The organism is Amycolatopsis sp. cg5 (genome assembly GCF_041346955.1).
Taxonomy (GTDB): domain Bacteria; phylum Actinomycetota; class Actinomycetes; order Mycobacteriales; family Pseudonocardiaceae; genus Amycolatopsis.
In genome coordinates this window covers 6,421,571-6,448,539 of record NZ_CP166849.1, presented here as the reverse complement: position 1 = coordinate 6,448,539, position 26,969 = coordinate 6,421,571, and the positions used below count along the sequence as shown (strand labels likewise).

23 protein-coding genes are annotated in these 26,969 nt (G+C 69.7%); 15 read left to right on the top strand and 8 right to left on the bottom strand.

The annotated features are described in order from the left end of the window. Positions 1-23: 23 nt before the first annotated feature. On the bottom strand, positions 24-689 hold the full coding sequence (gene merB, locus AB5J62_RS28695) for an organomercurial lyase (RefSeq protein ID WP_370943034.1): 666 nt from the start codon (positions 687-689) through the stop codon (positions 24-26). A 74-nt stretch (positions 690-763) separates the two neighbouring features. Here merB and AB5J62_RS28690 point away from each other — a divergent pair, with 74 nt between their 5' ends. The 3 genes from AB5J62_RS28690 (at position 764) to AB5J62_RS28680 (ending at position 4,554) form a co-directional block, all read left to right on the top strand. Next, positions 764-1,648, top strand: coding sequence for a methylenetetrahydrofolate reductase (locus AB5J62_RS28690; RefSeq protein WP_370943033.1), 885 nt, complete (start codon positions 764-766; stop codon positions 1,646-1,648). 20 nt (positions 1,649-1,668) lie between these two features. After that, positions 1,669-3,339, top strand: a complete 1,671-nt coding sequence (locus AB5J62_RS28685; RefSeq protein ID WP_370943032.1) for a DUF885 domain-containing protein — start codon at positions 1,669-1,671, stop codon at positions 3,337-3,339. A gap of 303 nt (positions 3,340-3,642) precedes the next feature. Continuing rightward, positions 3,643-4,554 (top strand): DMT family transporter, encoded by a 912-nt coding sequence (locus AB5J62_RS28680; protein WP_370943031.1) that lies wholly within the window; start codon positions 3,643-3,645, stop codon positions 4,552-4,554. Here the strand turns inward: AB5J62_RS28680 and AB5J62_RS28675 are convergent. After that, a complete protein-coding gene (locus AB5J62_RS28675) occupies positions 4,538-5,125 on the bottom strand; it encodes a GNAT family N-acetyltransferase (RefSeq protein WP_370943030.1) in 588 nt (195 codons plus the stop codon). The genes AB5J62_RS28680 and AB5J62_RS28675 overlap by 17 nt on opposite strands. Continuing rightward, entirely contained in the window at positions 5,122-5,643 is a 522-nt protein-coding gene (locus AB5J62_RS28670) for a YbaK/EbsC family protein (protein WP_370943029.1), read from the bottom strand. The genes AB5J62_RS28675 and AB5J62_RS28670 overlap by 4 nt, the downstream gene beginning before the upstream one ends. 187 nt (positions 5,644-5,830) lie before the next feature. Here AB5J62_RS28670 and AB5J62_RS28665 point away from each other — a divergent pair, with 187 nt between their 5' ends. From AB5J62_RS28665 to AB5J62_RS28650, 4 genes are all read left to right on the top strand, one after another. Further along, positions 5,831-6,280: an SAV_6107 family HEPN domain-containing protein gene (locus tag AB5J62_RS28665; protein ID WP_370943028.1), complete on the top strand. Its 450-nt coding sequence runs from the start codon at positions 5,831-5,833 to the stop codon at positions 6,278-6,280. Further along, positions 6,281-7,045 carry a maleylpyruvate isomerase family mycothiol-dependent enzyme gene (locus tag AB5J62_RS28660; RefSeq protein WP_370943027.1) on the top strand — a complete coding sequence of 255 codons (765 nt, stop codon included), beginning with the start codon at positions 6,281-6,283 and terminating at the stop codon, positions 7,043-7,045. Positions 7,046-7,169: 124 nt separating this feature from the next. Further along, entirely contained in the window at positions 7,170-7,829 is a 660-nt protein-coding gene (locus AB5J62_RS28655; protein WP_370943026.1) for a VOC family protein, read from the top strand. Positions 7,830-8,095: 266 nt separating this feature from the next. Next, on the top strand, positions 8,096-9,172 hold the full coding sequence (locus AB5J62_RS28650; protein WP_370943025.1) for a GNAT family N-acetyltransferase: 1,077 nt from the start codon (positions 8,096-8,098) through the stop codon (positions 9,170-9,172). A gap of 6 nt (positions 9,173-9,178) precedes the next feature. Here the strand turns inward: AB5J62_RS28650 and def are convergent, their stop codons facing one another. Together def and AB5J62_RS28640 are read right to left on the bottom strand one after the other, a co-directional pair. After that, positions 9,179-9,679, bottom strand: coding sequence for a peptide deformylase (gene def, locus AB5J62_RS28645; protein WP_370943024.1), 501 nt, complete (start codon positions 9,677-9,679; stop codon positions 9,179-9,181). 48 nt (positions 9,680-9,727) lie between these two features. Beyond that, on the bottom strand, positions 9,728-14,317 hold the full coding sequence (locus AB5J62_RS28640; protein ID WP_370950367.1) for an ATP-dependent helicase: 4,590 nt from the start codon (positions 14,315-14,317) through the stop codon (positions 9,728-9,730). Positions 14,318-14,438: 121 nt separating this feature from the next. Between AB5J62_RS28640 and AB5J62_RS28635 the strand changes: the two genes are divergently transcribed. The 7 genes from AB5J62_RS28635 (at position 14,439) to AB5J62_RS28605 (ending at position 24,014) form a co-directional block, all read left to right on the top strand. After that, positions 14,439-16,283, top strand: coding sequence for an Hsp70 family protein (locus AB5J62_RS28635; protein WP_370943023.1), 1,845 nt, complete (start codon positions 14,439-14,441; stop codon positions 16,281-16,283). A gap of 31 nt (positions 16,284-16,314) precedes the next feature. After that, the gene (locus AB5J62_RS28630; RefSeq protein WP_370943022.1) at positions 16,315-16,509 is read left to right on the top strand and encodes a DUF3046 domain-containing protein; all 195 of its coding nucleotides are present in this window, start codon (positions 16,315-16,317) and stop codon (positions 16,507-16,509) included. A 178-nt stretch (positions 16,510-16,687) separates the two neighbouring features. Continuing rightward, on the top strand, positions 16,688-17,734 hold the full coding sequence (gene recA, locus AB5J62_RS28625; protein WP_370943021.1) for a recombinase RecA: 1,047 nt from the start codon (positions 16,688-16,690) through the stop codon (positions 17,732-17,734). Continuing rightward, positions 17,734-18,270 carry a regulatory protein RecX gene (locus tag AB5J62_RS28620; RefSeq protein ID WP_370943020.1) on the top strand — a complete coding sequence of 179 codons (537 nt, stop codon included), beginning with the start codon at positions 17,734-17,736 and terminating at the stop codon, positions 18,268-18,270. The genes recA and AB5J62_RS28620 overlap by 1 nt, the downstream gene beginning before the upstream one ends. Positions 18,271-18,684: 414 nt before the next feature. Then, entirely contained in the window at positions 18,685-20,973 is a 2,289-nt protein-coding gene (locus AB5J62_RS28615; RefSeq protein WP_370943019.1) for an alpha-L-fucosidase, read from the top strand. 62 nt (positions 20,974-21,035) lie between these two features. Then, positions 21,036-21,425, top strand: a complete 390-nt coding sequence (locus AB5J62_RS28610; RefSeq protein WP_370943018.1) for a hypothetical protein — start codon at positions 21,036-21,038, stop codon at positions 21,423-21,425. Between the two features lie 51 nt (positions 21,426-21,476). Then, positions 21,477-24,014 (top strand): tetratricopeptide repeat protein, encoded by a 2,538-nt coding sequence (locus AB5J62_RS28605; protein WP_370943017.1) that lies wholly within the window; start codon positions 21,477-21,479, stop codon positions 24,012-24,014. Here AB5J62_RS28605 and AB5J62_RS28600 read toward each other — a convergent pair. Genes AB5J62_RS28600 through AB5J62_RS28590 form a run of 3 tightly spaced genes read right to left on the bottom strand, consistent with a single transcriptional unit; the run spans position 23,989 to position 26,272 of the window. Then, the gene (locus tag AB5J62_RS28600) at positions 23,989-25,209 is read right to left on the bottom strand and encodes a glycosyltransferase family 4 protein (RefSeq protein WP_370943016.1); all 1,221 of its coding nucleotides are present in this window, start codon (positions 25,207-25,209) and stop codon (positions 23,989-23,991) included. The two genes, AB5J62_RS28605 and AB5J62_RS28600, sit on opposite strands and share 26 nt — an antisense overlap. Before the next feature lie 35 nt (positions 25,210-25,244). Next, positions 25,245-25,577 (bottom strand): hypothetical protein, encoded by a 333-nt coding sequence (locus tag AB5J62_RS28595; protein ID WP_370943015.1) that lies wholly within the window; start codon positions 25,575-25,577, stop codon positions 25,245-25,247. 29 nt (positions 25,578-25,606) lie between these two features. Continuing rightward, positions 25,607-26,272, bottom strand: a complete 666-nt coding sequence (locus AB5J62_RS28590; protein ID WP_370943014.1) for a Crp/Fnr family transcriptional regulator — start codon at positions 26,270-26,272, stop codon at positions 25,607-25,609. A 118-nt stretch (positions 26,273-26,390) separates the two neighbouring features. Between AB5J62_RS28590 and AB5J62_RS28585 the strand changes: the two genes are divergently transcribed. Further along, positions 26,391-26,918, top strand: a complete 528-nt coding sequence (locus tag AB5J62_RS28585; RefSeq protein WP_370943013.1) for a GNAT family N-acetyltransferase — start codon at positions 26,391-26,393, stop codon at positions 26,916-26,918. The last annotated feature ends 51 nt before the right edge of the window (positions 26,919-26,969 follow it).

The window sequence follows — 26,969 nt, the reverse complement described above, 5'->3', positions numbered from 1 at the left end:
CGGGTGCCCCTTGATGTGGCGAACTAGACGCCCCAGAACGCACCGCGCAGTCCCACGGAGGCGAAGTACTCGGCCGCCTTGGCGGGTTCCCTGCGCTGGTATCCGGCTTCGAAGCGGCCCGCGTACCAGCCGGAAGCCAGCCGCCACAACGTCGGCAGGTCCATCACGAAACCCTCGGCGTTGCCGGACGCGCCGAGCCAGTCGTCCACACAGGACCTGCCGCAGAAGATCCGCTGATTCCCGCACGTGTGCACCACGTCGTCCCACACCTTGGACATCGGCACGAGGAAATGCGCGAGCTGTGCCCCGTTCGGCGGCTTGTCCTTGCCGACCACCCAGGCGTGCGGCTCCTCGCAGCCGGGACACCGGGTCGCCACCAGCACTTCCGGCTCGTCGGGGACCACGTGGGGTAACGCGAACGAGTCCCACGCGCAGCCGCCCCACCACAATGTGGACGCGCCCATCACCGAAAATCCCATCGGGACGGCGGAGAACGGATGCGCCATCAGCACGTGGTCGCAGACGTCCAGCACCACGTGGTGCGCGTCGGCCAGCCTGCGCAGCGCGTGCTTGGCCCGCGCCGAAGAACCGCCCGCGACCTGGGCCAACTCGGCCGGGGTCGGCGGGATGCCCCGGGCGGCGAAGGTGCGGTAGACGGCCAGCCGGATGTCCTCGTCGACCTCGCTCATGTGGCCATTATCGCTTCTCTCAGCCTGCGGGACGGTTTCCCAAAGGGCGGACTTTCACCGATACCATGAGTGACATGACGTCGGTGATCGAGCGGTTGCGGGGAGACACCCCCGCCTTTTCTGTCGAGTTCTTCCCTCCGCGTGACGAGGCCGACGAAGCGATCCTCTGGCGTTCCATCCGCGAGCTCGAGCCGTTCGACCCGGCGTACATGTCGATCACCTACGGCGCAGGCGGGTCCAGCCGCGACGGCACGATCCGCAACATCGCCCGCGCGGCCACCGAGACCACGCTCGTGCCGATGGCGCACCTGACCGCGGTCGACCACTCCGTCGCCGAGCTGCGCAACGTGATCGGCTGGTACGCCGCCGTCGGCGTGCGCAACATCCTCGCGCTGCGCGGCGACCCGCCCGGCGACGTCTACGGCGACTGGGTGGCGCACCCGCAGGGCTTGAACTACGCGGAGGAACTGGTCGAGCTCGTCCGCTCGCTCGGCGACTTCTGCGTCGGCGTCTCGGCGTTCCCTTATGGACACCCGCGCTCGGCGAACCTCGAAGCCGACACCCACTACCTGGTGCGGAAACTGCGTGCCGGCGCCGATTTCGCCATCGCGCAGCTGTTCTTCGAGCCGGAGGACTTCCTGCGCCTGCGCGACCGGGTGGCCGCGACCGGCTGCGAGGCCGTGATGATCCCCGGGATCATGCCGCTGACGACGCCGAGGACGTTGCACACCACCATCAAGCTGTCCGGCGCGTCGGCGCCGCGTTCACTGCTGGACCGGCTCGAACCGCTCGCGGGCGATGCCAAGGCGTTCCGCGCCGAAGGCATCGACGTGGTGACCGAAATGGGCGAGCGGTTGCTCGCGGAAGGCGTGCCCAACCTGCACTTCTACACGTTCAACCGGTCCAAGGCGACGCGTGAGGTGGTCAACCGGCTCGGGCTGGTACCTGCCAGGGCGTGACGACCGGTAGCGTGCGCGTCATGGGTGTGCACGAGATCTGTGACCGGTTCGCCGACGAATACGCGGCCGCCGACCCGGTCGTGGCGACGACGATCGGCATCGCCGGTCACGACGACCGCTTGACCGACTATTCGCCTGCCGGCCACGAGCTGCGCGCCGAGATCGCCAGGCGCGCGCTGCGTGACGTGCTGGCGGCCGAGCCTGCGAACGACAGCGAACGCTCGGCGAAGGCCGTCTTCGCCGAGCGCATCGGCCTCGAGGTCGAGATCCACGACGCCGGGCTGCCGCTCGCCGCACTCAACGTGATCTCCTGCCCGGTGCAGGAGATCCGGATGGTCTTCGACCTGATGGACGCCGAAACCGCGCAGGACTGGTCGGTCATCGCCACCAGGCTCGCGAAGGTGCCGGAGGCCCTCGACGGCCTCCGCGCGTCGCTCCTGGTCGCGGCCGAGCGCGGGCAGGTCTCCGCGCTGCGGCAGATCGGCAAGACCGCCGAGCAGGCCGAGACCTGGGCCGGGCTGCACGGCAAGGAAGGCTTCTTCACCGCGTTCGTCGCGGCCGCCGAGAAGGTCGAAGGCGCGCCGCTGGACGAGCTGGGCCGCGCCGCGCGCGCCGCGCAGGAGGCGTACGCCGAGCTCGCCGGGTTCCTGCGCGCCGAGCTCGCGCCCCGCGCGCCGGTCAAGGACGCCGTCGGCATCGAGGTCTACCGGCTCTGGTCGCGCTACTTCACCGGCGCCACGTTCGACCTGCAGGAAGCCTACGAGTGGGGCTGGGCGGAGTTTTCCAGGCTGGAAAACGAGATGATCGCCGTCGCAGCCAGGATCAAGCCGGGCGCGACGCTCGCCGAGACCGCCGAGGCACTCGACGCCGACCCCAAGTACCGCGTGCACGGCCAGGCCGCTTTCGAGGCCTGGATGCAGAAACTCTCCGACGACGCGATGCAGTCGTTGCGCGGCAAGCACTTCGACATCCCCGACGAGATCATGAAGCTCGAGTGCAAGATCGCCCCGCCCGGCGGCGGCGTCGGCGCGTACTACACCGGGCCGAGCGAGGACTTCAGCAGGCCGGGCCGCATGTGGTGGTCCGTGCAAGCCGACAAGGAGGAGTTCTCCACCTGGCGTGAGGTCAGCACCGTCTACCACGAGGGCGCGCCCGGTCACCACCTCCAGATCGCGATCGCGGTCGCCGAAGCGGCTTCGCTGAACAAGTACCAGCGGCTGATGGGTTTCACCTCCGGCCACGGCGAGGGCTGGGCGCTCTACGCCGAGCGGCTCATGCAGGACCTCGGCTACCTCGACGACGACGGCGACCTCCTCGGCATGCTCGCCGAGCAGCTGTTCCGCGCCGCCCGCGTGATCGTCGACATCGGCATGCACCTCGAACTCGAGATCCCGGCGGGCACCGGCTTCCACGAGGGCGAGCGCTGGACCCCCGAACTCGGCCTCGAGTTCATGCTGACCCGCACGATCACCGACGAGCACCACGTCCGCGACGAGATCGACCGCTACCTCGGCTGGCCCGGCCAGGCCCCCTCCTACAAACTCGGCGAGCGCCTCTGGCTCGCGGCCCGCGAAGAAGCCCGCCAGCGCGCGGGCGACGCCTTCGACATCAAGGAGTTCCACTCGCGCGCCCTGAAACTGGGCGGCATGGGCCTCGACACCCTCCGCGCCCAGCTCGCCGAACTCAGCTAGCCCCTGGAGCCTGGGAAAAAATCCCAATGCGTCGTTCGGTCCCTGGTAGGTCCCGAATGCGTCTTTCGGCACCTGGCACGTCCCCAATGCGTCTTTCGGTCCCTACCAAGGACCGAAAGACGCATTGGGATTTTTTTACTGATACCTTGGGTCCCATGCACCGGATCTTCCTCGTCACACCACCTCCCGCCTCCTGAGCGAGGTGCGTGTCAGCCGTCCGGCGTGAATCGCCGCACGGCTCTTCGGTGACTTCCGCGCCTCGCGTCGTCGTGTCCTTTCCCAACGACGCTGGAGCGTTCCTTCATGTCCGCTGTTCTCATGCCCACGCGCGACCGGTCCGCGGTCGCGCTCGTTCTGGCCGGGGTGCTCTGGGGCACCGGTGGCCTGGCCGGGTCCGTCCTCTCGGCGGAGGCCGGGTTGCATCCGCTGGCCGTCGCCGCGTACCGGTTGCTGCTCGGCGGCTGTTTCGCCGTCGCGTTCCTGTGGCTCACCGGTGGCCTGAAAGCCTTACCCCGCACCAAAGCCGTCGCGACCAGGCTCCTCACGGCCGGTGCGCTGCTCGGGTTGTTCCAGGCGAGTTACTTCATCGCCGTCTCGCTCAGCTCGGTCAGCATCGCGACCATGACGACCATCGGGAGCGTGCCCGTGTTCGTCGCGGTCGCCTCGGCGGTCCGCGACCGCCGGAGGCCGAGCCGGTGGACGGTGCTGTCGATCGGCGTCGCGCTGGCCGGGCTCGTGCTGCTGCGGTGGTCCCCGGTCGACGTCGACGCCGCGCGGCTGTTCGGCGGGTTGTTCTTCGCACTGCTCGCCGGCGCCGGGTTCGCGACGCTCACACTGGTGACCGGCCGTCCGGTCGAGGGGCTCGATCCCTTGCGCACCACGGCTTTCGGCTGCCTCATCGGTGGTCTTCTGCTCACGCCTGCCGCCATCACGCTCGGCATGAGCCTGCCCGCCGAGCCGAAAGTGGTCGCGCTCGCGTTGTACCTCGGCGCGGTGCCGACGGCGCTGGCGTACGCGGCGTATCTGCGCGGGCTGACCACCGCGCATCCCGTGCTGGCGGCGTTGTCGGCGTTGCTCGAACCGGTGACCGCGGCCGTGCTGTCCGCGGTGCTGCTCGGCGACCGCCTCGGCCCGACCGGCTGGTGCGGGGCCGCGTTGCTGGTCGGCGCGCTGGCGTTGAGCTACTGGCGGCCGGAGGCTACTGAGCCTGCTTGACCGGCTCGTCGAGCGGGATCCCCCGGCCGAGTATCGCGAACGGCCGGGGGTCACCCGCGAAGTGGTAGTCGCGCAGCACGTCGACGAACCCGAGGCGCCGGTACAGGTTCCACGCGCGGTTCGGGCCCTCCGGAGTGGACAGCAGCACGTTGGCGCTGGGCACCCCGTCGAGCAGCCGCCGCAGCAGGCCCTCGCCGATCTGGTTGCCCTGGCTTTCCGGGCGCACGTGGATCTCGGTGAGCTCGAAGTAGTCGCTGAGCCAGCCGTGCGCGGCCTGGTCGCCGCCCGCGCGGGTCAGGCCGCGCCGGACCTGCTCGTGCCACCACTGGCCCGGCCTGCCGCGATAGCCGTAGGTGACGCCGAGCATGGTGCCGTCGGCGTCGAGCGCGGCGATGCAGCGCCAGCCCTCGCGCAGCGCGTGCGTGAGCCACATGGGCGCGCGCTGCTCGGCGGTGCCCTCGGGGTAGCGCATCGCGTCGACGTACAGCGCCAGCGCTTCGTAAAGCCTGGCCCTGAACTCGTCAGCGGTGAGCTGGACGTACCGGGTGCAACTGGAGGACATCGCGGTCACGGGTGAATATCCTGCACGGGCGCCGCGACGTCCGCAGCACGGCCCCCGGTGAGTTCGAGCAACCCGGCGAAGGTCGTCGGGTAAACCGACTTCGGATGCCCGGCCGCGGCCCAGACCACCGGATGGTCCCGAAGCGCCGTGTCGACCAGCGTCGGCAGCGGCGCGGGGTGCCCGACCGGCGCGACCCCGCCGATCGCCTGGCCGGTGTGCTCTTTGACGAAGTCGGCGTCCGCCTTGCCCACCTTGGTGGCGCCGGCGAGCGCCGCGAGCGTCTCCGTGTTCGCCCGGTGCCCGCCGGAGGTGAGTGCGAGCAGCGCCGTCACCCGGTCGCCGAACTCGGCGCGGAAGATCAGGCTGTTCGCGATCGCGGCGGGCTCGATACCCAGCGCCTCGGCCGCCTGCGCGGCGGTGCGGACCTCGGCGGGCAGTATCCGGATCCCCTCGGCGGAAGCGTGCTGGCCCGCCTCGGCGAGCGCGGCGGCGACCTTGGCGACGGCGGGGTAGTCGGGCGTGCTCATGACCGTATGAGATCACGAACCGGCCGCGCCGGGCATCAGGGTTGAGATCTCGCACCGGGTGGGGTTACAGTGGAATTGATCGAACAAACGTTCGACGTCCGGTAGAGGTGTGCCGGTGCGGTGGCCGGGGCTGGGACGGGGGAAGCGTCTTGGTCCCGGTTGCCGCCGGACACGGTGTGGAGGGGCCATGGCAGTAACGGTCGCGTCCCGCGCTGAGATCGTGCAGCCCGAGTTACCGATTCCCGCCCAGGCGACGGGGCCGCCGGCCCCGCCCGCGGCGCTGGCCCTGTTCGCGCAGGCCAGGCGCGGCCTGGGGGATGCCGAGCGGGAACACGACCCCGCGGAGCGCTTCATCACGTCGTATCTGGCGGCGTTGCGCGCCGCCGCGGCCGTGCTCGCCGCGCGCGGCAGGCCGCATCGTGGCAGGGCGAAGCCCGCCAGCACCTGGGTGCTGCTCGAAGCGGCGGCGCCCGAACTCAAGGAATGGGCGATCTATTTCGCCTCGAACTCGGCGGCCAGGGCCTCGGCCCAAGCCGGGATCACCAGGGGCATGACCATCGAGGTCGCCGACGATCTGCTCCGGCAGAGCCGCCGGTTCGTGGCCGTCGCCTGGCAGGCGATGAAGGGAAGTGGATAGGTGACCGGGCAGGCGATGATCGACCCCGGCCGTCTGCTGGACGTGCTGGCGGCCGAGGGCGAGGTGCTGGCCGACACGGCGCATGACGCGTCGGCCGAGGCGCCGGTGCCCACGGCCCCCGGCTGGACGATCGGGGCGACGCTGCGGCACGTCGGCAGCGTCTATCGCTTCGTGCTCGCCTGGCTGCTCGCGGGCAGGCGGCCCTCGGAATGGCAGCGTGATCCAGAGCCCGGCCAGGCGGTCGAGGAGTATTTCGAGGAGAGCAGGCGCGAGCTCCTCGACCACCTGGGCGCGCACGACCCGGCCGAGCCGGCCTCCACCTGGTGGCCCGCCGACCGCACGTACGGGTTCTGGCGCCGCCGGATGGCGCACGAGACGATCATCCACCGCTTCGACGTCCAGAACGCGGCGGGTGTGGCGATCACCGAGATACCGAAGGATGTCGCGGTCGACGGTATCGACGAGGTGCTCACGGTGTGGTTCGGCCAGAAGCTGCCGTTGCTCGGCCTGACCGGCACCAAGGCCGGTCAGGCGGGCATCCGCTCCGGCGGGCACAGCTGGATCGCCAGGGCGGGTCCCGACGAGACCACGGCATGGCGCTGCTCGCCGGAGGAGGCCGACCGGTCGGACGCGCTGGTGTCCGGCAGCGCCGCGCAGGTGTACCTGTGGCTGTGGGGCAGAGCGAGCCCCACCGCGGTCACCTACGGCGGCGATCTGGACATCTCCGGCCAGCTGTGGGCGTTGCTGCGGCTCGCGACACGCTGATTTCGGTTTGCGGGGAAGCAAAACCGATATCGCGGACGAGCGAAAGGGATCGGCCGGCGTTCGCGCCGGCCGATCCTTATTTTCCAACCGGCACTCTGGTCTTGGACATGGCAGGCTGAGTCGAATGGCGATCCGGAATCTGGTGTTCGACGCGGCTGATCCCGGCGCGGCCGCCCGGTTCTGGGCCGAGTTGCTCGGCTGGCGGCTCGGTGACGCCGAAGTCCGCCCGCCCGCGTCGGACGGCTGCGAGTTCGGCTTGACGTTCACGCAGGCGTCCGAGCCGAAGCAGGGCAAAAACCGCCTTCATCCGGACCTCGCGAGCCACACGCCGGACCACCAGAAGTCCATTGTGGACAAAGCGCTGTCGCTCGGCGCGCGCCGGCTCGACCTCGGTCAGGGCGATGTGCCGTGGGTGGTGCTCGCGGACCCGGAGGACAACGAGTTCTGCGTGCTCGAACCCCGCGAGGTGTATCTGGACGCGGGCGCGCTCGCCGCGCTCGTCGTCGACGCGCACGAGCCGGACGTGCTCGCCACGTTCTGGTCGGGCGCACTCGGCTGGCCGATCAAGAACAGGGCGCCCGAGATCGTCGGCCTGCGGTCGCCCGGCGAGCGCGGGGCTTGGCTGGAATGCTTACGCACCAAGGACATCAAGACCGGCATGAACCGGCTGCGGCTGGAGATCGCCGCAGCCGACGTCGGCAGCCTGCGCGCCGCGGGCGCGATGCCGCTCGGGACCGGCGGCCTGATGGCCGATCCCGAGGGCAACGAGTTCCACCTGCGTTAGGGCGTGTCCTGGGGATCTTGTGCGATGGGAGTCGTGATCCAGGTGGTCGCCGGCGGTGCCGCGGGATCATCCTCGTACCGGGTTGTACTCGGGTGATTCCGCGGTGCCGCCGGCGGCCACCTGGGCGCGGCTAGCGCGTGCAAGATCCCCAGGACACGCCCTAGACCCGGCTGCGTTACGTTCCGGTTGCCGTGGCCACGGAGGCTCTGACACGGGCGAAACATCCGCGCCCCCGGCAGGCAACAACCGGACCGCATGGTGGAGGAATGCACCAGACTCCCCACGCCCGGACGACGCGGGCCGTCGTGGCCGAAGCGGCGGGCTCGCTCACCTGGCGGCTCCGCATCCGCATGGACGACCGGCCGGGCACGCTCGCCAGGATCGCCATCAGGCTGGCCGACCTGGAGTGCAACATCCTCGGCCTGTCCGTGCTCCCGGTCCCCGGTGGCGTGCTCGACGAGATCGTCGTCCGCCCGGCGACGGGCCTGACCAGGAACCACCTGGTCGCGGCCATCGCCGCCGAGGGCTGCGAATGCACCGGCATCGTCGACGCCGACATCCGCGACCTCGTCGACAGCGCGACGGCCACACTCGGCGCCGCGACCCGCGCGGTCGACGAACCGGCCAAGACCGCCGAGATCCTGCGCGACGTACTCGCCGCTGACCTCGTGACCACGGTCCCGCTGGCGGAAGCCAACGCGAGCAGGACCGAAAGCGGTCACCGCGCGGTCTTCGAGCTGGACGGCGAAAACGCGCTGGTCGCCCGCCGCCGTTGGGCGCCTTTCGTCCAGCTCGAACTCGCCAGAGCCACCGCACTGCTCGGCTTGCTGCGTTCGGTGCGCGCCAACGTGTCCGGCCCGGTCGTGAGCACTTGCCTTGACGGAGCCGAACTCGTGCTCAGGCCCGGCGAGCCTCGTGACGCCGACGCGGTGCTCGCCCTGCACGACAGGTGCTCGACGGCGACGTTGTTCCACCGCTATCACACGGGAACCAGCACGGTGCCGCGTCGCTGGCTGCACCGGCTGCTCGTGCCGCCGCGCGGCGTGAGCCTGCTGGCGGTGTGCGGCCGGGAGATCATCGGCCTCGGCCAGCTCATCCCGGCGGGCACCGGCGAGAGCGCCGAATTCTCCTTGCTGGTCGAGGATTCTTGGCAGCGCAACGGAGTCGGCACCGCGCTGCTCGCCAGGCTGGCCGTGCTCGCCAAAGCCCGCGGCCACCGCGAACTCACCGCGGTCTGCCTGCCGAGCCAGGACGCCATCCACCGCACGGCCGTCCGCGCCGGGCTTGGCCCGACCCCGCCTGCCGAGCCCGGCGGGCTGCTGCGGATCGACCTCACCCGGTAAAGGGCGTCAGCGTTTCCAGAACCAGTCTTTGTCGCGGGCTTGGCTCAGCGCCTTCTTCTTGCGGTCGGGAGTGAGGCGGTCGAGGTAGAGCTTGCCGTCGAGATGGTCGGTTTCGTGCTGGAGACATTGGGCGAGCACGTCGAAACCCTCGACCTCGATCGGCTTGTTGTGCACGTCGACACCGCGGACGACGACCCGCTTCGGGCGGACGACCGGGAACCAGAGTTCGGGCACCGAGAGGCAGCCTTCGTTGATCTCGTGGGTTTCTTCGGAGACCTCGACGACCTCGGGGTTGATCACATAGCCGGTGAGCCCCTGGACGTCATAGCTGAACGCACGCAGGCCGACGCCGATCTGGTTCGCCGCGAGACCGGCCCTACCGGGGAGCTTGACCGAGTCCATCAGGTCCTTGACCAGTGCTTCGAGGTTCTTGTCGAACTTCGTCACCGGATCGCAGACGCTCTTCAGCACCGGATCCCCGAAGTAGCGCAGCTCGCGCACGGCCATCTCTATCGTGTCCTCTCCTCGACGCAGACCAGGATCCTAGGGACCCCGTCACGCCCGCAAGCGCAGCCCCTTCGGCGTCGCCCGGAAACCGGCCTCCACGAGGATTTCCGACAGCACCGAGGTCAGCGCGTGCTCGCCGTCGGCCTTCTGGACCGCGAGCTGACCGAGCCAGCCTTCGCGGACGGCCGTCGACAGGGCCCGCGCGCCCGCGCGCAGGGTTTCGGAGTCTTCGGTGAAGCTCAGCAGCGAGCGGCCGCCCCGTTCGACGTAGAGTGCCGGGATCCCGTCGACGAGTACCGCGAGCGCGCCTGCCTTGCGGGCCGGGCGGTGCTTGGTGTCGCCGGTCGCCGCAGGCCACGGCAGCGCCGCGCCGTACGGCTGGGCCGGATCCGCCGCCGCGAGCACGACCGCGCTCGTCTTGTTCTCGCGCGGCGTGCCCGTGTCGGACAACGCGCGCAGCCTGTCGACGGCGCCCTTCGCCGCGAACTGGGCGGCGCCCAGTCCTTCGACGACGTAGCCGCGCACGACCTGCCCGGTGTCCTCCATGCCGCGAAGTACCTTGTAGATCCCGGAAAAACCGCCGGTGACGCGTTCGGTTTCCAGCGCGCCCCTGGTCAGCACGCCGTGCCGTTCCAAGAACGCCTCGGTGCGCGCGTGCGCCCGCCGCGTCGGCTCCGTCTCGCGTGGCGGGGTCAGCGCCCAGCGACCGGCGACCGTCGGCGGGCCAGACCGCGACGGCATGTGCGGACGGCCTGCCCGCATCCGCGCGTAACGGCCGCGAGGCGCCGCACGGCGGGGTTTGTGCGTGGCGCCCTTGCCGGAAACCTGTGCGCGCAACGGACCCAGCGTGTCACCGCTGACCACGCCCGCCCACACCAGATCCCACAGCGCGGCCACCACGTCGGCGTCGTTCGGCGCGGTGTCGACCAGTAGCGTCGCCCGCTCGACGAGCTGGCGGAAGAACTGCGCTCCTCCCTCCAAAGTGGACACGATGGCCTCGTGCAACGGGCTGCTGGGCACGGATTCCTCGATCTCCGGCAACAGCAGGTCGGCCACGTCCGTCGGCGCGAGCGCGACCCAGCCGTCGCCGCCCGCGAGCGAACCGCAGCCTGCCCAGGTGACTTCGCCCGCCGTGGTCAGCTCGTCCAGCAACGCGGGGGAGTAGCCGGGAAGCCTGCTCGGCAGGATGAGCGACTCCACCGCGCTCGCCGGAAGTGGCGCGCCGGCGAGTTGCTCGATCACCGAGAGCACGTCGTCCGCGGTCGGCGCCGACCGCATACGCGCGCCGATCCCGTGCCATGCGGGCAAGAACCGCCCGAGCGCCGCCGGTTCGACGGGCTCGACCTCGGCACGCAGCTTGGCCAGCGAAGCCCGCCGAAGCCTGCGCAACACGGCCGCGTCGCAGTACTCAAGCTCGGCGCCTGCACCGAGCGGACTGAGTTCGCCACGAACCAGCCTGCCTTCGCCGGTCAGCCTGTCGAGCACACCGTGGACCACCGCCGCGCCCAGCCCGAAGCGTTCGGCGGCCCGCGCCGCGGGGAACGGCCCCCGGCCGCGGGCATAGCGGGCGAGCAGGTCGCCCACCGGATCCGCGACCGGCTCGGTGAACGCCTCCGGCACACCGACCGGCAGCGCCGCGCCGAGCGCGTCCCGCACCCGGCCCGCGTCCTCGATGGCGAGGAACCGTTCCTCACCGGCGATCCGCACCCGGATCGCCCGGCGAGCCGCTTCCAGCTCGTCGAGCCATCCGGGCCGGATACCGCGCGCCGCGGCCTCTTCGACGGTCAGATCTCCCAGGAACCGCAACAGATCCGCGGCGTCCTCGACGTTGCGTGCCTGCCTGTCCTCGTCGAGCCGCTGCAGCGACCGTTCGATCTCGACGACGACATCGGCGTCCAGCAGCTCGCGGATCGCCTCGGTGCCGAGCAGTTCGGCCAGCAAGGTCGAGTCGAGCGACAACGCCGCGGCCCGGCGCTCGGCGAGCGGTGCGTCCGTCTCGTACAGGAACATGCCGACGTAGCCGAAGAGCAGGCTGCGCGCGAACGGCGACGGCGACGGCGTCTCGACCTCGACCACCTTCACCCGCCGCGCCCGGACGTCGCCCATCAGTTCTTTGAGGCCGCCGACGTCGTACACGTCCTGAAGCACTTCGCGCATCGCCTCGAGCACGACCGGGAACCGCTCGTACTTCGCCGCGACCGAAAGCAGCTGCGACGCTCGCTGCCGCTGCTGCCACAAGGGGGTCCGGCGCCGGGGATCACGCCGGGGCAGCAGCAGCGACCGCGCCGCGCATTCCCGGAACCGCGCGGCGAACAACGCCGAGCCGCCGACCTCGGCGACGATGATCTGCTCGACCTCGTCCGGGTCGATCAGCACGTCCTCGACGCTGACGGTGACCTCGCCGCCGTCGGAGTCGAGCGCGTCGGGCAGCCGCAGGACGATCCCGTCGTCGGAGTGGGCGACCTGCGCGTCCACCCCGCGGTTCTCCCGCAGGCGCGCGGCGATCGCGAGCGCCCACGGCGCGTTGACCTGCGCGCCGAACGGGGAATGCAGGATGATCCGCCAGTCGCCCAGCTCGTCGCGGTACCGCTCCAGCAGCACGATCCGGTCGTTCGGCACATGCCGCGTCGCGGACTTCTGCTCTTCGAGATAGGCCAGCAGGTTGTCGCGGGCGCGCTCGTCGAGCCCGGCCGTCTCGGCGCGTGCCCTCGCCTTCTCGGAGTCCGAAGTGGACAGTTCGCGGACGAAGGAACCCAGCGCCCTGCCCAGTTCCAGCGGCCTGCCCTGCGCGTCGCCCTTCCAGAACGGCATCCGCGCCGGTTCGCCCGGCGCGGGCACCACGAGCACCCGGTCGTGCGTGATGTCGGTGACCCGCCACGACGAGGTGCCGAGCAGGATCGTGTCGCCGACGCGCGACTCGTAGACCATCTCCTCGTCGAGCTCGCCGACCCGCGAACCCGGCTTGTCGTCCGCGCCGGGTGTCATCACGGTGAAGAGGCCCCGGTCGGGGATCGTCCCGCCCGAGGTCACCGCGAGCCGTTGCGCGCCGGGCCGTCCGCGCAGCTCGCCGGTGAGCCTGTCCCAGGTGATCCGCGCGCGAAGTTCGCCGAACTCCTCGCTCGGGTAGCGCCCGGCCAGCATGTCGAGCACCGCGAGCAGCGCGTCGTCCGGCAGCGCCGCGAACGGGGCCGCGCGCCGGATCAGCCGCCCGAGGTCCTCGACCGTCCACGGTTCCAGCGCGACCATGGCCACGACGTGCTGGGCCAGCACGTCCAGCGGGTTGCGCGGATAACGCACGGCCTCGATCGAGCCCGAGGCCATCCGCTCGGCGACCACGGCGCAGGAGACCAGGTCGCCGCGGAACTTCGGGAACATGACCCCGCTCGACACCGCGCCGACCTGGTGCCCGGCGCGGCCGACCCGCTGGAGCCCGGACGCGACCGTCGGCGGCGCCTCGATCTGGATCACCAGATCGACCGCGCCCATGTCGATACCGAGTTCGAGCGACGAGGTGGCCACCACGCACGGCAGCCGCCCCGACTTCAGTTCTTCTTCGACCCTGGTGCGCTGCTCACGCGACATCGAGCCGTGGTGCGCCTTGGCGACCGTGGCCTCGGCGCCGGTGGCCAGTCCCGATTGGCCGATCGCCTCGGCCGGGAACCGCTCCATCTCCGCATGCTCGGCGACGAGTTCGTTCAGCCGGGCCGTCAGCCGCTCGGTGAGCCGCCGGGAGTTGGCGAACACGATCGTCGAGCGATGCTCCTTGATCAGTTCGAGCACCCGCTCCTCGACCGCGGGCCAGATCGACGGTTTCGGCGCGGGCAGCACCTCTTCTTCGAAGGAGAACGGCTCGTCGCCGGGCTCGGGCCGCTTCGGCGCGTCCAGCTGGCTCATGTCGTCGACCGGGACCTCGACGCGGACCTCGATCGTCTTCGCGAGCTTCGGCTGCACCACCTTCACCGGGCGCCCGCCCGCGAGGAACGCGGCCACCTCGTCGATCGGGCGGACCGTCGCCGACAGCCCGATCCGCTGTGCGGGCTTCGGTAGCAGCGCGTCCAGCCTTTCGAGTGAAACCGCGAGGTGCGTGCCGCGCTTGCCACCGGCGACCGCGTGCACCTCGTCGATGATCACCGTCTCGACACCGCGCAGCGACTCACGCGCCGACGAGGTCAAGATGAGGAACAGCGACTCCGGGGTGGTGACCAGCACGTCCGGCGGGGTCTTGCCGAACGAGCGCCGCTCGGCCGCGGTGGTGTCGCCGGTGCGCATGCCGACCTCGATCTCCGGCGGGGCGAGGCCGAGGCGCCGCGAAGCCTGCGAGATACCGGCGAGCGGCGCGCGCAGGTTGCGCTGGACGTCGACCGCCAGCGCCTTGAGCGGGGAGACATAGAGGACACGGCAGCGCTTCCGCGCGTCGGCGGGCGGCGGTTCGACGGCCAGCCTGTCCAGCGCCCAGAGGAACGCGGACAGTGTCTTGCCGGAGCCCGTCGGGGCCACGACCAGCGCGTGCTCGCCGGCGTGTGCCGCACGCCAGGCTCCTTCCTGCGCCGCGGTGGGCGCGGCGAAGGCTCCCGTGAACCAGGCGCCGGTCGCGGGAGAGAAGAGGTCGAGCACGTCAGGTGTAGCCACGTTCACCATCATGAACCTCACCACCGACACTTTCTGCCGGGTCCTGCCCACAGCGAGGTCAGAGTCGTGGCAGCATGCTCCGCAACGTGTGCACACTCGTCCGTTCGGGCGAAGATAGCTAGGGGGAACCGTGCGGATCCTGTCGGTCGATCTCGGGACGTCCAACACCGTCGCCGTGCTCGCGGCGCACGGGCGGCCGCCCAGGGTCGTCGAGGTCGACGGTTCGGCCAACATGCCGTCGGCGGTGTTCGCCACGGAGGACGGCACGCTGATGATCGGCCGCGACGCCGAGCGCCGCGCCCGGCTCGACCCGACCCGGTTCGAGCCCAACCCCAAGCGCCGCATCGACGAGCAGACCCTGCTGCTCGGCACCGACATCGTGCCGGTCAACGAGGCGCTCGCGGCCATCCTGCGCCGCGTGCTCGACGAGACCAGGCGCCAGCTCGGCGGCGAGTCGCCCGACGAGGTCAGGCTCACCCACCCCGCGCAGTGGGGACCGGTCCGCCGCAACGTCCTGCTCTCGGCGGCCCGCCTGGCGGGCATGGGCAACAACATCACCCTGGTCCCGGAGCCGGTCGCGGCCGCCGCGCACTTCGCCTCCTTCCCCGGCAAGGCGCTGGCGCCCGGCCAGGCACTCGCCGTGTACGACCTCGGCGCCGGCACCTTCGACGTCGCCATCGTCGGCGCGACGCAGAACGGGTTCACCGTCCTCGCCGAGGACGGCCTGCCCGACCTCGGCGGCCTGGACGTCGACCAGGCGCTGATGGTGCACGTCGGACGTGAGGTCTCGCACAAGGATCCCCAGCGCTGGCAGCATTTGCTGCGCCCGGAATCGACCACTGACCGGCGCACCAGGCGTGCGCTGCAGGAGGACGTGAAGGCGGCCAAGGAGGCGCTCTCGCGGCACCCGCAGACCGAGGTCCCGATGCCGGAGCCGTTCAGCGACGTGCTGGTCACGCGCGCCGAGCTGGAGGCGCTGGTCCGCCCGTCGATGCTGCGCAGTGTCGAGCTGCTCTCGCGCACGCTCCGCTCCGCCGGACTTTCACCCGATCGGCTGGCCGGCATCTATCTCGTCGGCGGTTCGAGCAGGCTCCCGCTGGTGGGCAGCCTGATCGCGGAGAAGCTGGGCGTCGTGCCCGGCAGCCTCGACCAGCCGGAGACCGCGGTCGCGCTGGGCGCGTGCCACGTGGCGCAGGACGGCATCAGCGTGCGCACGCAGAATGTCGAAGGCCAGGTCGCCGCCGGTGCCTACACCGCGCCGCCGCAGCAGGTCGCGAACGTGCCCGGCTACCAGACCGGCGCCTATCCGCAGTCCTCCTTCCCCTCGACCGGGCCCCAGCAACAGCAGCAGGCGCCGTCGAACTTCCCGGCCTACTCGCCCGCGCCCGCGCAGGAGCCCGCGGCCAAGAGCAAGAAGAAGTGGCTGGTCCCGCTCGCGATCGCGCTGGTGGTGCTGCTCGGCGGCGCCGCCACGTACTTCGTCCTGAATTCCACCACCACCTACACCGCCGACGAGTGCAAGACGCCTGGTCAGGCCGATGACAAGGGCTTCACCGGCTGCCTGCGCCAGCTCGCCGGCAAGGTCGCCGACACGGGTGACTGCAAGACGGGGATGGGCAACGGGCCGGCCGCGTCGGCGGAGAAGTTCGGCGCCTCGTCGACCTGCGCCGCGCCGGGCCGCGCCGGCACGCAGGTCACGTATCTGCAGAGCGACTCGGCGGGCACGCTGAAGAGCTACACCGACGAGCTGCTGAAGTCCGCGGGCGGGGACATCGTCACCGCGCCGTGGAAGGGCAACGGCCTGGAGGGCGACTACTCGTCGGCGGCGGGCGCGAACGTCGCGGTGCTGGTCTTCACGGTCAAGGACCGGCCGCTGACCGGCTTCCTCTATCAGGTGAACTCGTCCGGCCAGACGCCGGCGACCGCCGGGACGCTGGCGTCCTACTTCGAAGAGAGCGTCCAGCCGGGGTCCTGAGCGCCCGCGCGCGTTGGTTACGCTGTCCGGGATGCGTATCACGGTCTTCCGGCGGATGATGTCCGACGAGTTCGGCCCCGGCAGGGCGGAAACCCTGTGCAGGGACCATGTTTTCAGCTCGCTGGGCGGGCGTACCGTCGAGCAGGCGCTGGCCGTCGGCACGTCTCCCAAGGAGATCTGGCAGGCGGTCTGTGACGCCTTCGACGTGCCTGCCAAGCGGCGATGAGCGAAAAACCCCGGCAGTAGGGCGTGTCACTTTCGCCCTCGAACAAGTGTTCGTCTAGCATGTTGTGCACATCGGGACCAACGATCCACAGATCTCTGCCGAGGCCTGGAATTGTCGGACCCCGCCCGTAGCGTCGGACCCGACACCGCCACAACAGACAACCAACGAGGTGGACCCCATGGCACCAGCAGCACCCGACAAGGGCAAGGCGCTCGAGCTCGCGCTCGCCCAGATCGACAAGCAGTACGGCAAGGGCTCGGTAATGCGCCTTGGCGAGGAAGGACGCGCGCCGATCGCGGTCATCCCGACCGGCTCTGTCGCGCTGGACGTCGCGCTCGGCATCGGCGGGCTTCCCCGCGGCCGCGTCGTCGAGGTCTACGGCCCGGAATCCTCGGGTAAGACCACCGTCGCGCTGCACGCGGTCGCCAACGCGCAGCGGGCGGGCGGCATCGCGGCCTTCATCGACGCGGAGCACGCGCTCGACCCGGAGTACGCCAAGGCGCTCGGCGTCGACACCGACGCGCTGCTCGTCTCGCAGCCGGACACCGGTGAGCAGGCGCTGGAGATCGCGGACATGCTGGTCCGCTCCGGCGCGCTCGACATCCTGGTCATCGACTCCGTCGCCGCGCTCGTGCCCCGTGCCGAGATCGAGGGCGAGATGGGTGACAGCCACGTCGGCCTCCAGGCCCGCCTGATGAGCCAGGCGCTGCGGAAGATGACCGGCGCGATGAGCAACTCCGGCACCACCGCGATCTTCATCAACCAGCTGCGCGAGAAGATCGGCGTGATGTTCGGCTCCCCGGAGACCACGACCGGTGGTAAGGCGCTGAAGTTCTACGCCTCCGTCCGGCTCGACGTCCGCCGCATCGAGACGCTGAAGGACGGCGGCGAGCCCGTCGGCAACCGCACCCGCGTCAAGGTCGTGAAGAACAAGGTGGCCCCGCCCTTCAAGCAGGCCGAGTTCGACATCCTCTACGGCAAGGGCATCTCCCGCGAGGGCTCGCTCATCGACATGGGTGTCGACCAGGGCATCGTCCGCAAGTCGGGCGCCTGGTACACCTACGAGGGCGACCAGCTGGGCCAGGGCAAGGAGAACGCCCGCAAGTTCCTGCTGGAGAACCCGGACATCGCCAACGAGATCGAGAAGCGCATCAAGGAGAAGCTCGGCATCGGCGCCCAGGTCGACGCGGAAGCCGAGGCCGCACCGGCGCCCGTCGACTTCTAATGGTTCGGCTCGATCCGTCGGAGCTGTCGCCCGAGGAGCGGTGGAAGAAGGCGAAGGAGGTCTGTTACGACCTCCTCGCCGCTCGACCCCGCACCAAGGACGAGCTTCGGAAGACCTTGAAGCGTAAGGGTTTCGACGACGAGACCAGTGAGACCTTGCTCGGCAAGCTCGACAAGGCCGGTCTGGTCAACGACGCGGAGTTCGCGGAGTTGTGGGTGCGCTCGCGGCATGTCCAGCAAGGACTGTCGCGCAGCGCCATCGTCGCCGAACTCAAGCGCAAAGGGGTCGACAGCGAGATCGCCGTCGAGGCGGCGAGTGAGGTCGACCGGGAGTCCGAGGAGCAGCGCGCGCGGGAACTCGTGCGCAAGAAGATCCGCTCACTCGGCAACGTCGACGAGCAGACGGCCATCCGGCGGCTGCTCGGCGTCCTCGGTCGCAAGGGTTACCCGCAAGGGCTTTCGTACACCGTGGTGAAAGAGGAACTCCGGGCACTCGGTGCCGAGTCGACCATGCTCGACGACGCCGTCACCGAGTGACGGCGGCCTGACGGCTCCGGTCTGATAGCCCTGAGTCCGATAGCTCCGCCTTGCCGGCTCCGGTGCGGGCGCGGGCGCAGGCGCAGGCGCAGGCGCAGGTGACCTGGCTACGGTCAGCGCGCCGCCGAGCGCCGCCCCGCCCCTCCGCGCGGGCCGGCCATGTACGTGAACGCCACGTTCGCGACGTTCACCGTCGCGTACGTGGCGTTCGTGCTTCGCGGGGCGCGCGATGACAAAAACGGCCAAGCCGACTTTCGGTGCTTGACCTGTCGCGGGTGGTGACGTCACGATCGAGTGATCCGATGACTCAAGAGCTATCCGCCGTAGCATTCCCACAATGTACGAAACGGCGTCTTCGTGCTGCTTTCGTGCAGGTCAGACATCGGATGTTACGGACTCCGGTGTGGAGGATGTATGAGATCACGTCGCCGCCGTTCGATCATCGTCTTGACCATGACCGCCGCGCTGCTGGGTGCCGTCGTCACCACCGCGCCCGCCTACGCCGCGCCGCCCGAACCGGCCTCGGTGCCGCTCGACCAGTACTTCGACAACGATGGCATCGACACCGCCGCCGCACGCGGCGGGAACTTCGACGGCTCGGGGTACAGCTTCCCGGGTGACGCACTCCCCAGCGGGCGGGCGAGTGTGGACGGGATGCCGTTCGCGATCCCGTCGTCGGCCGCCGGCGCCAAGAACAACATCGTCGCGCTCGGGCAGCAGGTGGCCGTTCCGCGCGGGCGGTACCACTCGGCGCATTTCCTGGTCGCCGGAAGCTACGGCATGGCCGGTGGCGCCGCGACCGTGCACTACGCCGACGGCAGCACGAGCGCGGCGTCGCTGAGCGGAGCCGACTGGTACGGCGCGTCCGGGCAGATCGTCGCGCCGTTCCGGTACGCGCCGGACGACAAGACCGACCAGAATCCGGTTTCGCTGAGCGTTTCCCAGCTCTGGCTGGACGCGAACCGCGAGGCCGTCTCGATCACCTTGCCGGTGACCAAACCGGCGCAGGCAGGCCAGACGAGCCTGCACGTCTTCGCGTTGACCATGCAGGGATCGAGCCGCGGCAAGGCGCTCACGTTGCGCGGATCCCGTTCCACGCCCAAGCTTTTGAACAACGCGCAGGCCGTCGAGGCGGTCGTGACCAACCTCGGCGACGAGTGGATCACCGAGCGGGACGAGCTGACCGTGCGGGCCGAGGTGTTCGGCGCGCGGACCGTCCAGCCCGCTCCGGTGCGCAGGCTCGCTCCGGGTGAGCAGGTCCGGGTGCGGATCGGGATCACCCGCACCGGCGCGCCGGTGGACACGATCGTCAACGGGAAGATCGTCGCCGAAGGGAAACGGCTGCGCGCCGAACAGGCGGTCCGGTTCACCCTCGGCGTCACGGACTACCAGGCGACCGACGCCTCGCTGGGCACGCACGAGTCGCCGTACTGGTTCGACGACGCGAAGTTCGGCATCTTCATCCACTGGGGCCTGTATTCGGTGCCCGCCTGGTCGCCGCCAGGCGAGCAGTACGCCGAGTGGTACTGGCGCTGGATGGAGGACCAGAACAACGCCGTCCACGCCTACCACGAGAAGACCTACGGCAAGGACTTCAAGTACGACGACTTCATCTCCGGCTTCACCGCGGCCAAGTTCGATCCGAAGAGCTGGGTCGAGCTCTTCCAGGCCGCCGGCGCGAAGTACTACGTGCTGACTTCCAAGCACCACGAGGGTTTCGCGCTCTACGACTCGAAGGTGTCCGGCCGCGACTCCGTCGACCTCGGCCCGAAACGGGACCTGGTCAAGGAGTTGTTCGACGCCTCGCGCAAGTACACGCCCGGCCTGCGCAACGGCGTCTACTTCTCGATGCCGGAGTGGTACAACCCCGACAGCCCGTGGATGGGGCACGGCCCGCGCAACCCGTACACCGGCGCGGCCGAGCCGTACACCGGCTATCGGTCCGGCCGTGACTTCGTGAAGGACTACCAGGGCCCGCAGATGAGCGAGCTGGTCCACCAGTACGACCCGGACGTGATCTGGTGCGACATCGGCGGCGCCAACGACAGCCGCCGCGTGCTGGCCGACTACTTCAACAACGCGAAGAACCGCCAGCGCCCCAAGGACGTCACGGTCGACGACCGCTGCGGCATCCCCACCCACGACTTCACCACGCCCGAGTACGCGACGTACCCGGACACCGTCGTCAAGAAGTGGGAGGCCAGCCGCGGCCTCGATCCGCGGTCCTACGGATACAACCAGGCCACGCCGGACAGCATGTACATGACCGCGGACGAGGTCGTGCACACCCTGGTCGACACCACCAGCAAGAACGGCAACTTCCTGCTGGACATCGGCCCGCGTGCGGACGGCAGCATTCCCGAGATCATGCAGACCCGGCTGCGCGAGACCGGTGACTGGCTCAAGGTCAACGGCGAATCCGTCTACGGCACCACTTACTGGTCACGGATGGCCGCCTCGGGTCCGTTGCGGTTCTCCGTCAAGCAGAACGAGGCGTTCTACGTGACCTCGCTCGACCGGCCGGGCGCCCAGCTGACGGTGGACGCGCCCGTGCCCGTCAAGGACGGCGACCGGGTGACCATGCTCGGGTACCCCGGCGAGCTGAAGTGGGCCAGGAAGGACGGCAAGCTCGTGGTCGACGTGCCGGAAGCGGCACGCGCGGCGGGCAGCCACGCGTGGGTGTTCAAAATCGAATATCGCTGATCGGTCAACCTGATCCCTCCGGCGGGCGTGTACAAGGAAACCGCGCCTGCTGGAGGGATCGCATGTCCGTACGGAGCAAGATCTGGGGGCCGCTCGGGGTCGTGCTGGTCGCCGCGGCCGGGATAGCCGGCGTATACGCCACCCGCACACCGCCACCGTCGCCGCTGTTCGAGCCGCCCGCGATGTCCTTGTCGACGACGGATTCGGTGCCGTTCGACCTGCTCACCCATTGCGGGATCGACGAAACCAAGATCGGCGGCGTGTACTTCGAAGCCGAGGTCCCGCTCATCGGCATCGCGCGGAGCGCGCCACCCGGCTGGGGGAATCCCCGGCAGGCGGGCCGGATGACATTGCTGACGCCGAGCCGCGCCGTTTTCCGCGATGACCTCGGGCATGAGGTCTTCTTCCGTGCCAGGCAGGGCGCGACCGAGCCCAAAGTCTTCTGCGACTGAGGCCGACCGGCCGTTGCCGAGACGGCCGCGACTGTGCGACGACTTATCCCCATGAGCCGCGCCGTGCACCGGACCATCCTCGTCGTCGACGTCGCCGGGTTCGGTGACCTCCGGCGCACCAACCTGCACCAGGTCGCCGTGCACAACGGGCTCTACCGCGTGCTGACGCGCGCGTTCGCGGCCGCGGGCATCCCGTGGGACACCTGCGAAGACGAGGACCGCGGTGATGGCGCGCTCGTGTTGATCCCGCCGAGCGTGCCGAAAAGCCTGCTGGTGGAGGCGTTGCCGGGCGCGTTGCTGGACTCGCTGCGTGAGCACAACCGGGCCCATCGCGACGAGGAGCAGATCCGGCTGCGCATGGCGCTGCACGCGGGCGAGATCCACTACGACGAGCACGGGGTCGTCGGCAGGCCGGTCAACCTGACGTTCCGGCTGCTCGAACTCCCGGTGCTGAAGCGGGCTCTGGCCGATTCCGGCGGACTGCTGGCGGTGGTCACCTCCGCCTGGTTCTACGACGAGGTCGTCTGGCACAGCCGCGAACGCGACGGCTATCACCAGGTCCGCGCGAAGGCCAAGGAAACCGACACCACGGCCTGGATCAGCGTGCCGGGGATGGTGCTCTCGCCGGAGTTGCTCGCGCCGATCGCCGAGGAGTCCGCGCCGCATCAGCTGCCCGCGGGCATCCGGCAGTTCGTCGGCCGACAAAGCGAACTCGGCAGGCTCGACACCATTTCCGGCGCGGCGGGCGCGGTCATCATCACCGCGATCGACGGCACCGCGGGCATCGGCAAGACGACGTTGGCGATGCACTGGGCGCATCAGGTCAAGGACCGCTTCCCGGACGGCCAGCTGCACGTCAACCTGCGCGGCTTCGACGCGGGCGAGCCGATGGATCCCGGCCAGGCGCTGCACGGTTTCCTGCAGGCGCTCGACGTCGCGCCCGGCAGCGTCCCCGCCGACCTCGAAACGAGAGCGGCGCTCTACCGCAGCCTGCTGGCCGAGCGCCGGATGCTGATCGTGCTCGACAACGCCCGGTCCGCCGACCAGGTCCGGCCGCTGCTGCCCGGCACGCCGACCTGCCTCGTGCTCGTGACCAGCCGGAATCAGTTGCGCGGTCTCATGGTCAGGGAAGGCGCGTACCGGATCGCGCTCGACGTGCTGCCCGCCGAAGACGCCCGCGCGCTGCTCGCCGAGCGGATCGACGGCGACCGTCTCGCCGTGGAACCGCGAGCCGCCGACGAGCTGATGGAGTTGTGCGCGCGGCTGCCGCTGGCGCTGAGCATCGTCGCCGCCCGCGCCGCGAGCCAGGCCAACTTGCCGCTGGCCGCACTGGTGCATGAGCTGAAAGACGAACGTCACCGGCTCGACGCGCTCGATCTCGGCGAGACCGATCTCAGCGTGCGTGCGGTCTTTTCGTGGTCGTACAACGTGCTCTCCCCGGCAGCGGCCCGGCTTTTCCGGTTGCTCGGCGTGCATCCCGGCCCTGACATCGACCTGCTCGCGTGTGAGGCGCTGGCCCCGGACGCCAGGCAGCTGCTCAAGGAACTCGTGACCGCGCACTTGCTGGCGGAGCACGTGCCCGGCAGGTTCCGCTTCCACGATCTCCTGCGTGCCTACGCGGCGGAACTCGCGGCGACGGAACCGGATCGCCGCGCCGCCGCCGAACGCGTGCTCGACCACTACCTGCGCGCCGCGGACCGCGCCGATCGGCGTATCCAGCCGGTGCAACCCGGATACGCGGAGGCGATGAGCTGGTTCACCGCCGAACACGACACGTTGCTCGCCATGGTCACCTTCGCCGCGGACAACGGGTTCGCGGAGTATTCGTGGCGGCTCGCCTCGGCTTGCCAGATCTTCCTGCGCCGGGCGGGCAGACGGCATGAGCGCGTCGCGGTGACCCGGACGGCACTGGCGGCGAGCCGCGAAGCCGACGACCGGTACGGGCAAGCCACCGCACTTCGGCAGCTCGCGCAGGGTCTCTCGCGGCTCAGCCGGTTCGACGAAGCGAAGAACCTGCTCGACGAGGCGTTCGAGCTTTCCCTTGCCCTCGAAGACGAGTCGTACCTGTTCCACGTGCATCTGGCCTATTGCAGGGTGTTCGAGGCGCAGGAGTTGCACCAGCTCGCGCTCGACCACGCGAGAGCAGGATGGGACCTCGCGCGGCGGCGGACCGGCAGGGGTGACCAGGCGGGCGCGCTGACCGGAATGGGGAAGCAGGAGTCCATGCTCGGCCGGTTCGGCGAGGCGGCCGAGCACAGCGGCGAGGCGCTCAGGCTCTACGCCGAGCTGCCGGACAAGGAGGGACAGGCCAACGTTCTCAAGAACATCGGTGAACTCGACTTGCGGCTGGGCAGGACGGCGGACGCGCTCCGGCACTTCGAACGGTCACTGTCGCTGAATCGCGAACTCGGCGATCGCTATTGGGAAGCGTACGCGCTCGACAGGCTCGGTGAGGTGCACCTGGCGAGCGGCGACGAAGTGCGGGCGAAAGCCTTGTGGCGACAGGCTTTCGCGATCTTCACCGAGCTGCGGCATCCGGACGCGGCGGGCGTGCGCGAGAAGCTCAGCTCGCGAGAGAGCGGGGAGTGAGGCCGCACAGCAGCTTGTCGACCGTGTGCTCCCAGCTGAGCACGCCGATCAGGCGCCGCCTGATCTCGTGCGCGTCGTGGAACGCCTTCTCGCGGTCGCTCAGTATCCGCTGGATGGCGGCCTGCCAGCGGGCGACGTCCTCGCCGGTGTCGTCCGTCTCCACGATCATGGTGGCGGCCAGCGAGCCGAGATGGTGGCGCAACGTCTCCGCGACGCCGCTCTTGCTGCTCACCAGCAGCGGGGTCGCGAGGCTGATCGCGTCGAGCGCGGCCATCCCGAATCCCTCGACCCTGGACGGGATGATGCTCAGCGAGGCGCGCTTGAGATCCTGGCCGAGCTCGTCGGGGTCGTCGGTGAACGCGCGGACGTCGATGCGGTCGCGCGCCGCGCCCGACATCGCGACGAGCCTGCCGTGCAGCGACGCGCATTCCGAACCCGGCGCGCCGCGCACGTAGAGGACCGGTTTCGGCTGGCCGGTCGGCACGGTGAGCCCGGCCGTCGCCTTGGCCGCGATGTCGAGGCCTTTCAGCTCGATGTCACCGGTGCGGCCGAGCACCAGCACGGTCGGCTCGGCCAGCGCCTGGCGCCGCCTGCCGTCGAACCCGGCGGGCACGGTGAGGCCGGGGTCGAGCTGGAGCACCGGCACGCCGCCGAACCCGTCGCACACCACGGCTTCCGCGTTGCGCCGCAGCCTCGGCCCGACCGCGGCGACGACATCGGCGTCGGCCGCGATGTCCCTGGTCATGCGTTCACGTTCGGCGATCCGGCGCGGCGCGCTCTCGCCGCTCTTGTACGGCTCGATCTCGGACGGCGCGGTGTGCACGATGTGCACCAGCCTGGTCCTGCGGTAGCGCCGCGCGTAGGTCCACGCGACCGCGCCACTCACCCGGTCGTGCCCGACGACGACATCCGGCAGCGTCCGCAGCGCCTGCTCGGCGCGGACATAGAGGTTGGGCCCGGCGGGCGTGCGCTCGGCGACGATCAGCGTGACGCCGCGCTCGGCCGCGTCCTCGCGATCACGCGGGGTCGCGTGCTCCACCAGGCACGCGGTGCGGCAGCCCGCGTCCGCCAGCGCGGTCGCCAGCAGCCGGTTGAACGTGGAGATACCGCCGCGGGTCGGCGACCACTCGTCGTTGATCAGCAGAAAAGACAGTCGTGGGTCACCTGGTGAGTCTGGATCAGCTGGTCCGCCCATCGTTGCCACCCCTCCGGAAAAGCCACCGCCACCACTCAGACGCCGTACTCTTGCCAATATTTGTCGAGAATGCCCAACGTTTTGTCGTGCATCCGCAGCTCGGCCCGCTCCCTGGCGATCTCGGCGACCTCCTCAGGCGTGTAACCGAGGTTGCGCATCAGGTTGAGCGCGATGCTGATCACGTCGATCACCTCGTTCGCCGCCGCTTTGTCGTTCTTGTTGCCCAGGTGTGTCCGCAGTTCCTTGAACTGGACGGTCGTCGCGACCTCGAAATGTTCGATCGGCTTGGCCTTCACCTCTTTGTCGGCTTGGTTCCATGCCGTCCAGAGCGGCTGGAAGGGTCCCAACGTCTCGGTCTTGGTGATCATGGTTCTCCGTCTTTTCGGTGCTGTCGCGGTCAGACCGCGGCGATTCTGTTGAGCGCGGTGAGATCGTGCAGCACGATTTTTCGCCTGCCCGTCGACACCAGTCCTTTGTCGCGCAGCCTGCGCAACTCGATGGCGACCGCATCGCGTGAAGCGCCGATCCGGCTGGCCATGTCCTGCTGCGAGAGGGTGAGTTCGATCGTCCAGCCGTCGCTCCCCTCCTCGCCGACCTCGGCCGCGATGTCGAGCAGCCAGCGGGCCAGCCGGTACTTGACGTCGAGCCTGCCCAGCAGGGTGCGCTGATCCGATTGGCGGCCGCGTGCCACGACCGCCTTGTACATGGTCGGCCAGAGGTCCTCGTCGCGGACGAACCGTCGCAGCTCCTCGGCGTCGACGTCGATCGCGGACAACTCGGTGATGGTCGTGACGGTCGCCGAACGCGGCTCGTCCATCAGCACGCCCTCATCGCCCAGTAGCTCGCCGGCGCCGCGGATGGCCAGGATCATCTCGGTGTCGTCGGGTGCGACCTTGGTGATCTTCACGTTGCCGTCCTCGATCAACAGGACCGAGTGCGACGGCTGCCCCTCGAAGAACAGGGTCTGATCGGCGGGGAAGCGGACGCGCGTGCCCAGCGCTTTGAGCTTGGCGTGCTGGTCGTCGGTCAGCACGTCCAAGATGCACAGGATGTTCGCGTACATAGTTGAGAGTGTATTACTCTACACAGCGATGTGACTACACCTCATCGAACTGTAGACCAGTGCCAACCGGGTGAACTTGTCTTCCATGCTCGGCCATGGAAATCGGTACGGTCGAGTCATGCTGACCGGGAAGCTGACACGCCTGCGCGCCCTCGAACCGACCGACGCGGAGTCACTCACGCGCTGGCTCGACGACCCGGTCGTCTCCCAGTGGATGGTCAACGACTACCCGATGTCGCGCGCGCAGGTGCTCAAGCGCTGCGAGGACCGGCCGCGCAACACCTACGACAACCTGGCACTTTGCATCGAGTCGCTGGAGGACAAGCGTGCGATCGGTGTGCTCGACCTGACCGGCGCCGAGCCGGAGAGCGGCTGGGCCGAGCTGACCATCTACATCGGCGAACCGGACTTCCGCAGCGGCGGCTATGGCACCGACGCGCTCCGCGTCGCGTGCCGCTACGGGTTCGACCAGATGCGCCTGCACGGCATCTGGCTCGTGGTCGTCCCGCACAACGCGGGCGCGCGGCGCGCCTACGAGAAGGTCGGCTTCGTCGAAGAAGGACGGCAACGGCAGCGGTTCTACCGCGACGGCAAGTGGCACGACCTGGTCATGATGAGCCTGATCGCCGGCGAGCTCATCGACTAGCCGAACCCGGGATAAAGCGGGCTTTACTCCGCGGGATAAAGCCCGCTAAAT

Bases quoted from the DNA above. Each gene is read 5' to 3' on its own strand.
- recA (WP_370943021.1), top strand. From the start codon at position 16,688: ATGGCACCAGCAGCACCCGACAAGGGCAAGGCGCTCGAGCTCGCGCTC.
- AB5J62_RS28610 (WP_370943018.1), top strand. From the start codon at position 21,036: ATGTCCGTACGGAGCAAGATCTGGGGGCCGCTCGGGGTCGTGCTGGTC.
- AB5J62_RS28630 (WP_370943022.1), top strand. From the start codon at position 16,315: ATGCGTATCACGGTCTTCCGGCGGATGATGTCCGACGAGTTCGGCCCC.
- AB5J62_RS28605 (WP_370943017.1), top strand. From the start codon at position 21,477: ATGAGCCGCGCCGTGCACCGGACCATCCTCGTCGTCGACGTCGCCGGG.
- AB5J62_RS28590 (WP_370943014.1), bottom strand. From the start codon at position 26,272: ATGTACGCGAACATCCTGTGCATCTTGGACGTGCTGACCGACGACCAG.
- AB5J62_RS28640 (WP_370950367.1), bottom strand. From the start codon at position 14,317: ATGGTGAACGTGGCTACACCTGACGTGCTCGACCTCTTCTCTCCCGCG.
- AB5J62_RS28665 (WP_370943028.1), top strand. From the start codon at position 5,831: ATGGCAGTAACGGTCGCGTCCCGCGCTGAGATCGTGCAGCCCGAGTTA.
- AB5J62_RS28650 (WP_370943025.1), top strand. From the start codon at position 8,096: ATGCACCAGACTCCCCACGCCCGGACGACGCGGGCCGTCGTGGCCGAA.
- AB5J62_RS28600 (WP_370943016.1), bottom strand. From the start codon at position 25,209: ATGGGCGGACCAGCTGATCCAGACTCACCAGGTGACCCACGACTGTCT.
- AB5J62_RS28620 (WP_370943020.1), top strand. From the start codon at position 17,734: ATGGTTCGGCTCGATCCGTCGGAGCTGTCGCCCGAGGAGCGGTGGAAG.
- AB5J62_RS28670 (WP_370943029.1), bottom strand. From the start codon at position 5,643: ATGAGCACGCCCGACTACCCCGCCGTCGCCAAGGTCGCCGCCGCGCTC.
- def (WP_370943024.1), bottom strand. From the start codon at position 9,679: ATGGCCGTGCGCGAGCTGCGCTACTTCGGGGATCCGGTGCTGAAGAGC.
- AB5J62_RS28690 (WP_370943033.1), top strand. From the start codon at position 764: ATGACGTCGGTGATCGAGCGGTTGCGGGGAGACACCCCCGCCTTTTCT.
- AB5J62_RS28685 (WP_370943032.1), top strand. From the start codon at position 1,669: ATGGGTGTGCACGAGATCTGTGACCGGTTCGCCGACGAATACGCGGCC.
- AB5J62_RS28615 (WP_370943019.1), top strand. From the start codon at position 18,685: ATGAGATCACGTCGCCGCCGTTCGATCATCGTCTTGACCATGACCGCC.
- merB (WP_370943034.1), bottom strand. From the start codon at position 689: ATGAGCGAGGTCGACGAGGACATCCGGCTGGCCGTCTACCGCACCTTC.
- AB5J62_RS28680 (WP_370943031.1), top strand. From the start codon at position 3,643: ATGTCCGCTGTTCTCATGCCCACGCGCGACCGGTCCGCGGTCGCGCTC.
- AB5J62_RS28585 (WP_370943013.1), top strand. From the start codon at position 26,391: ATGCTGACCGGGAAGCTGACACGCCTGCGCGCCCTCGAACCGACCGAC.
- AB5J62_RS28655 (WP_370943026.1), top strand. From the start codon at position 7,170: ATGGCGATCCGGAATCTGGTGTTCGACGCGGCTGATCCCGGCGCGGCC.
- AB5J62_RS28595 (WP_370943015.1), bottom strand. From the start codon at position 25,577: ATGATCACCAAGACCGAGACGTTGGGACCCTTCCAGCCGCTCTGGACG.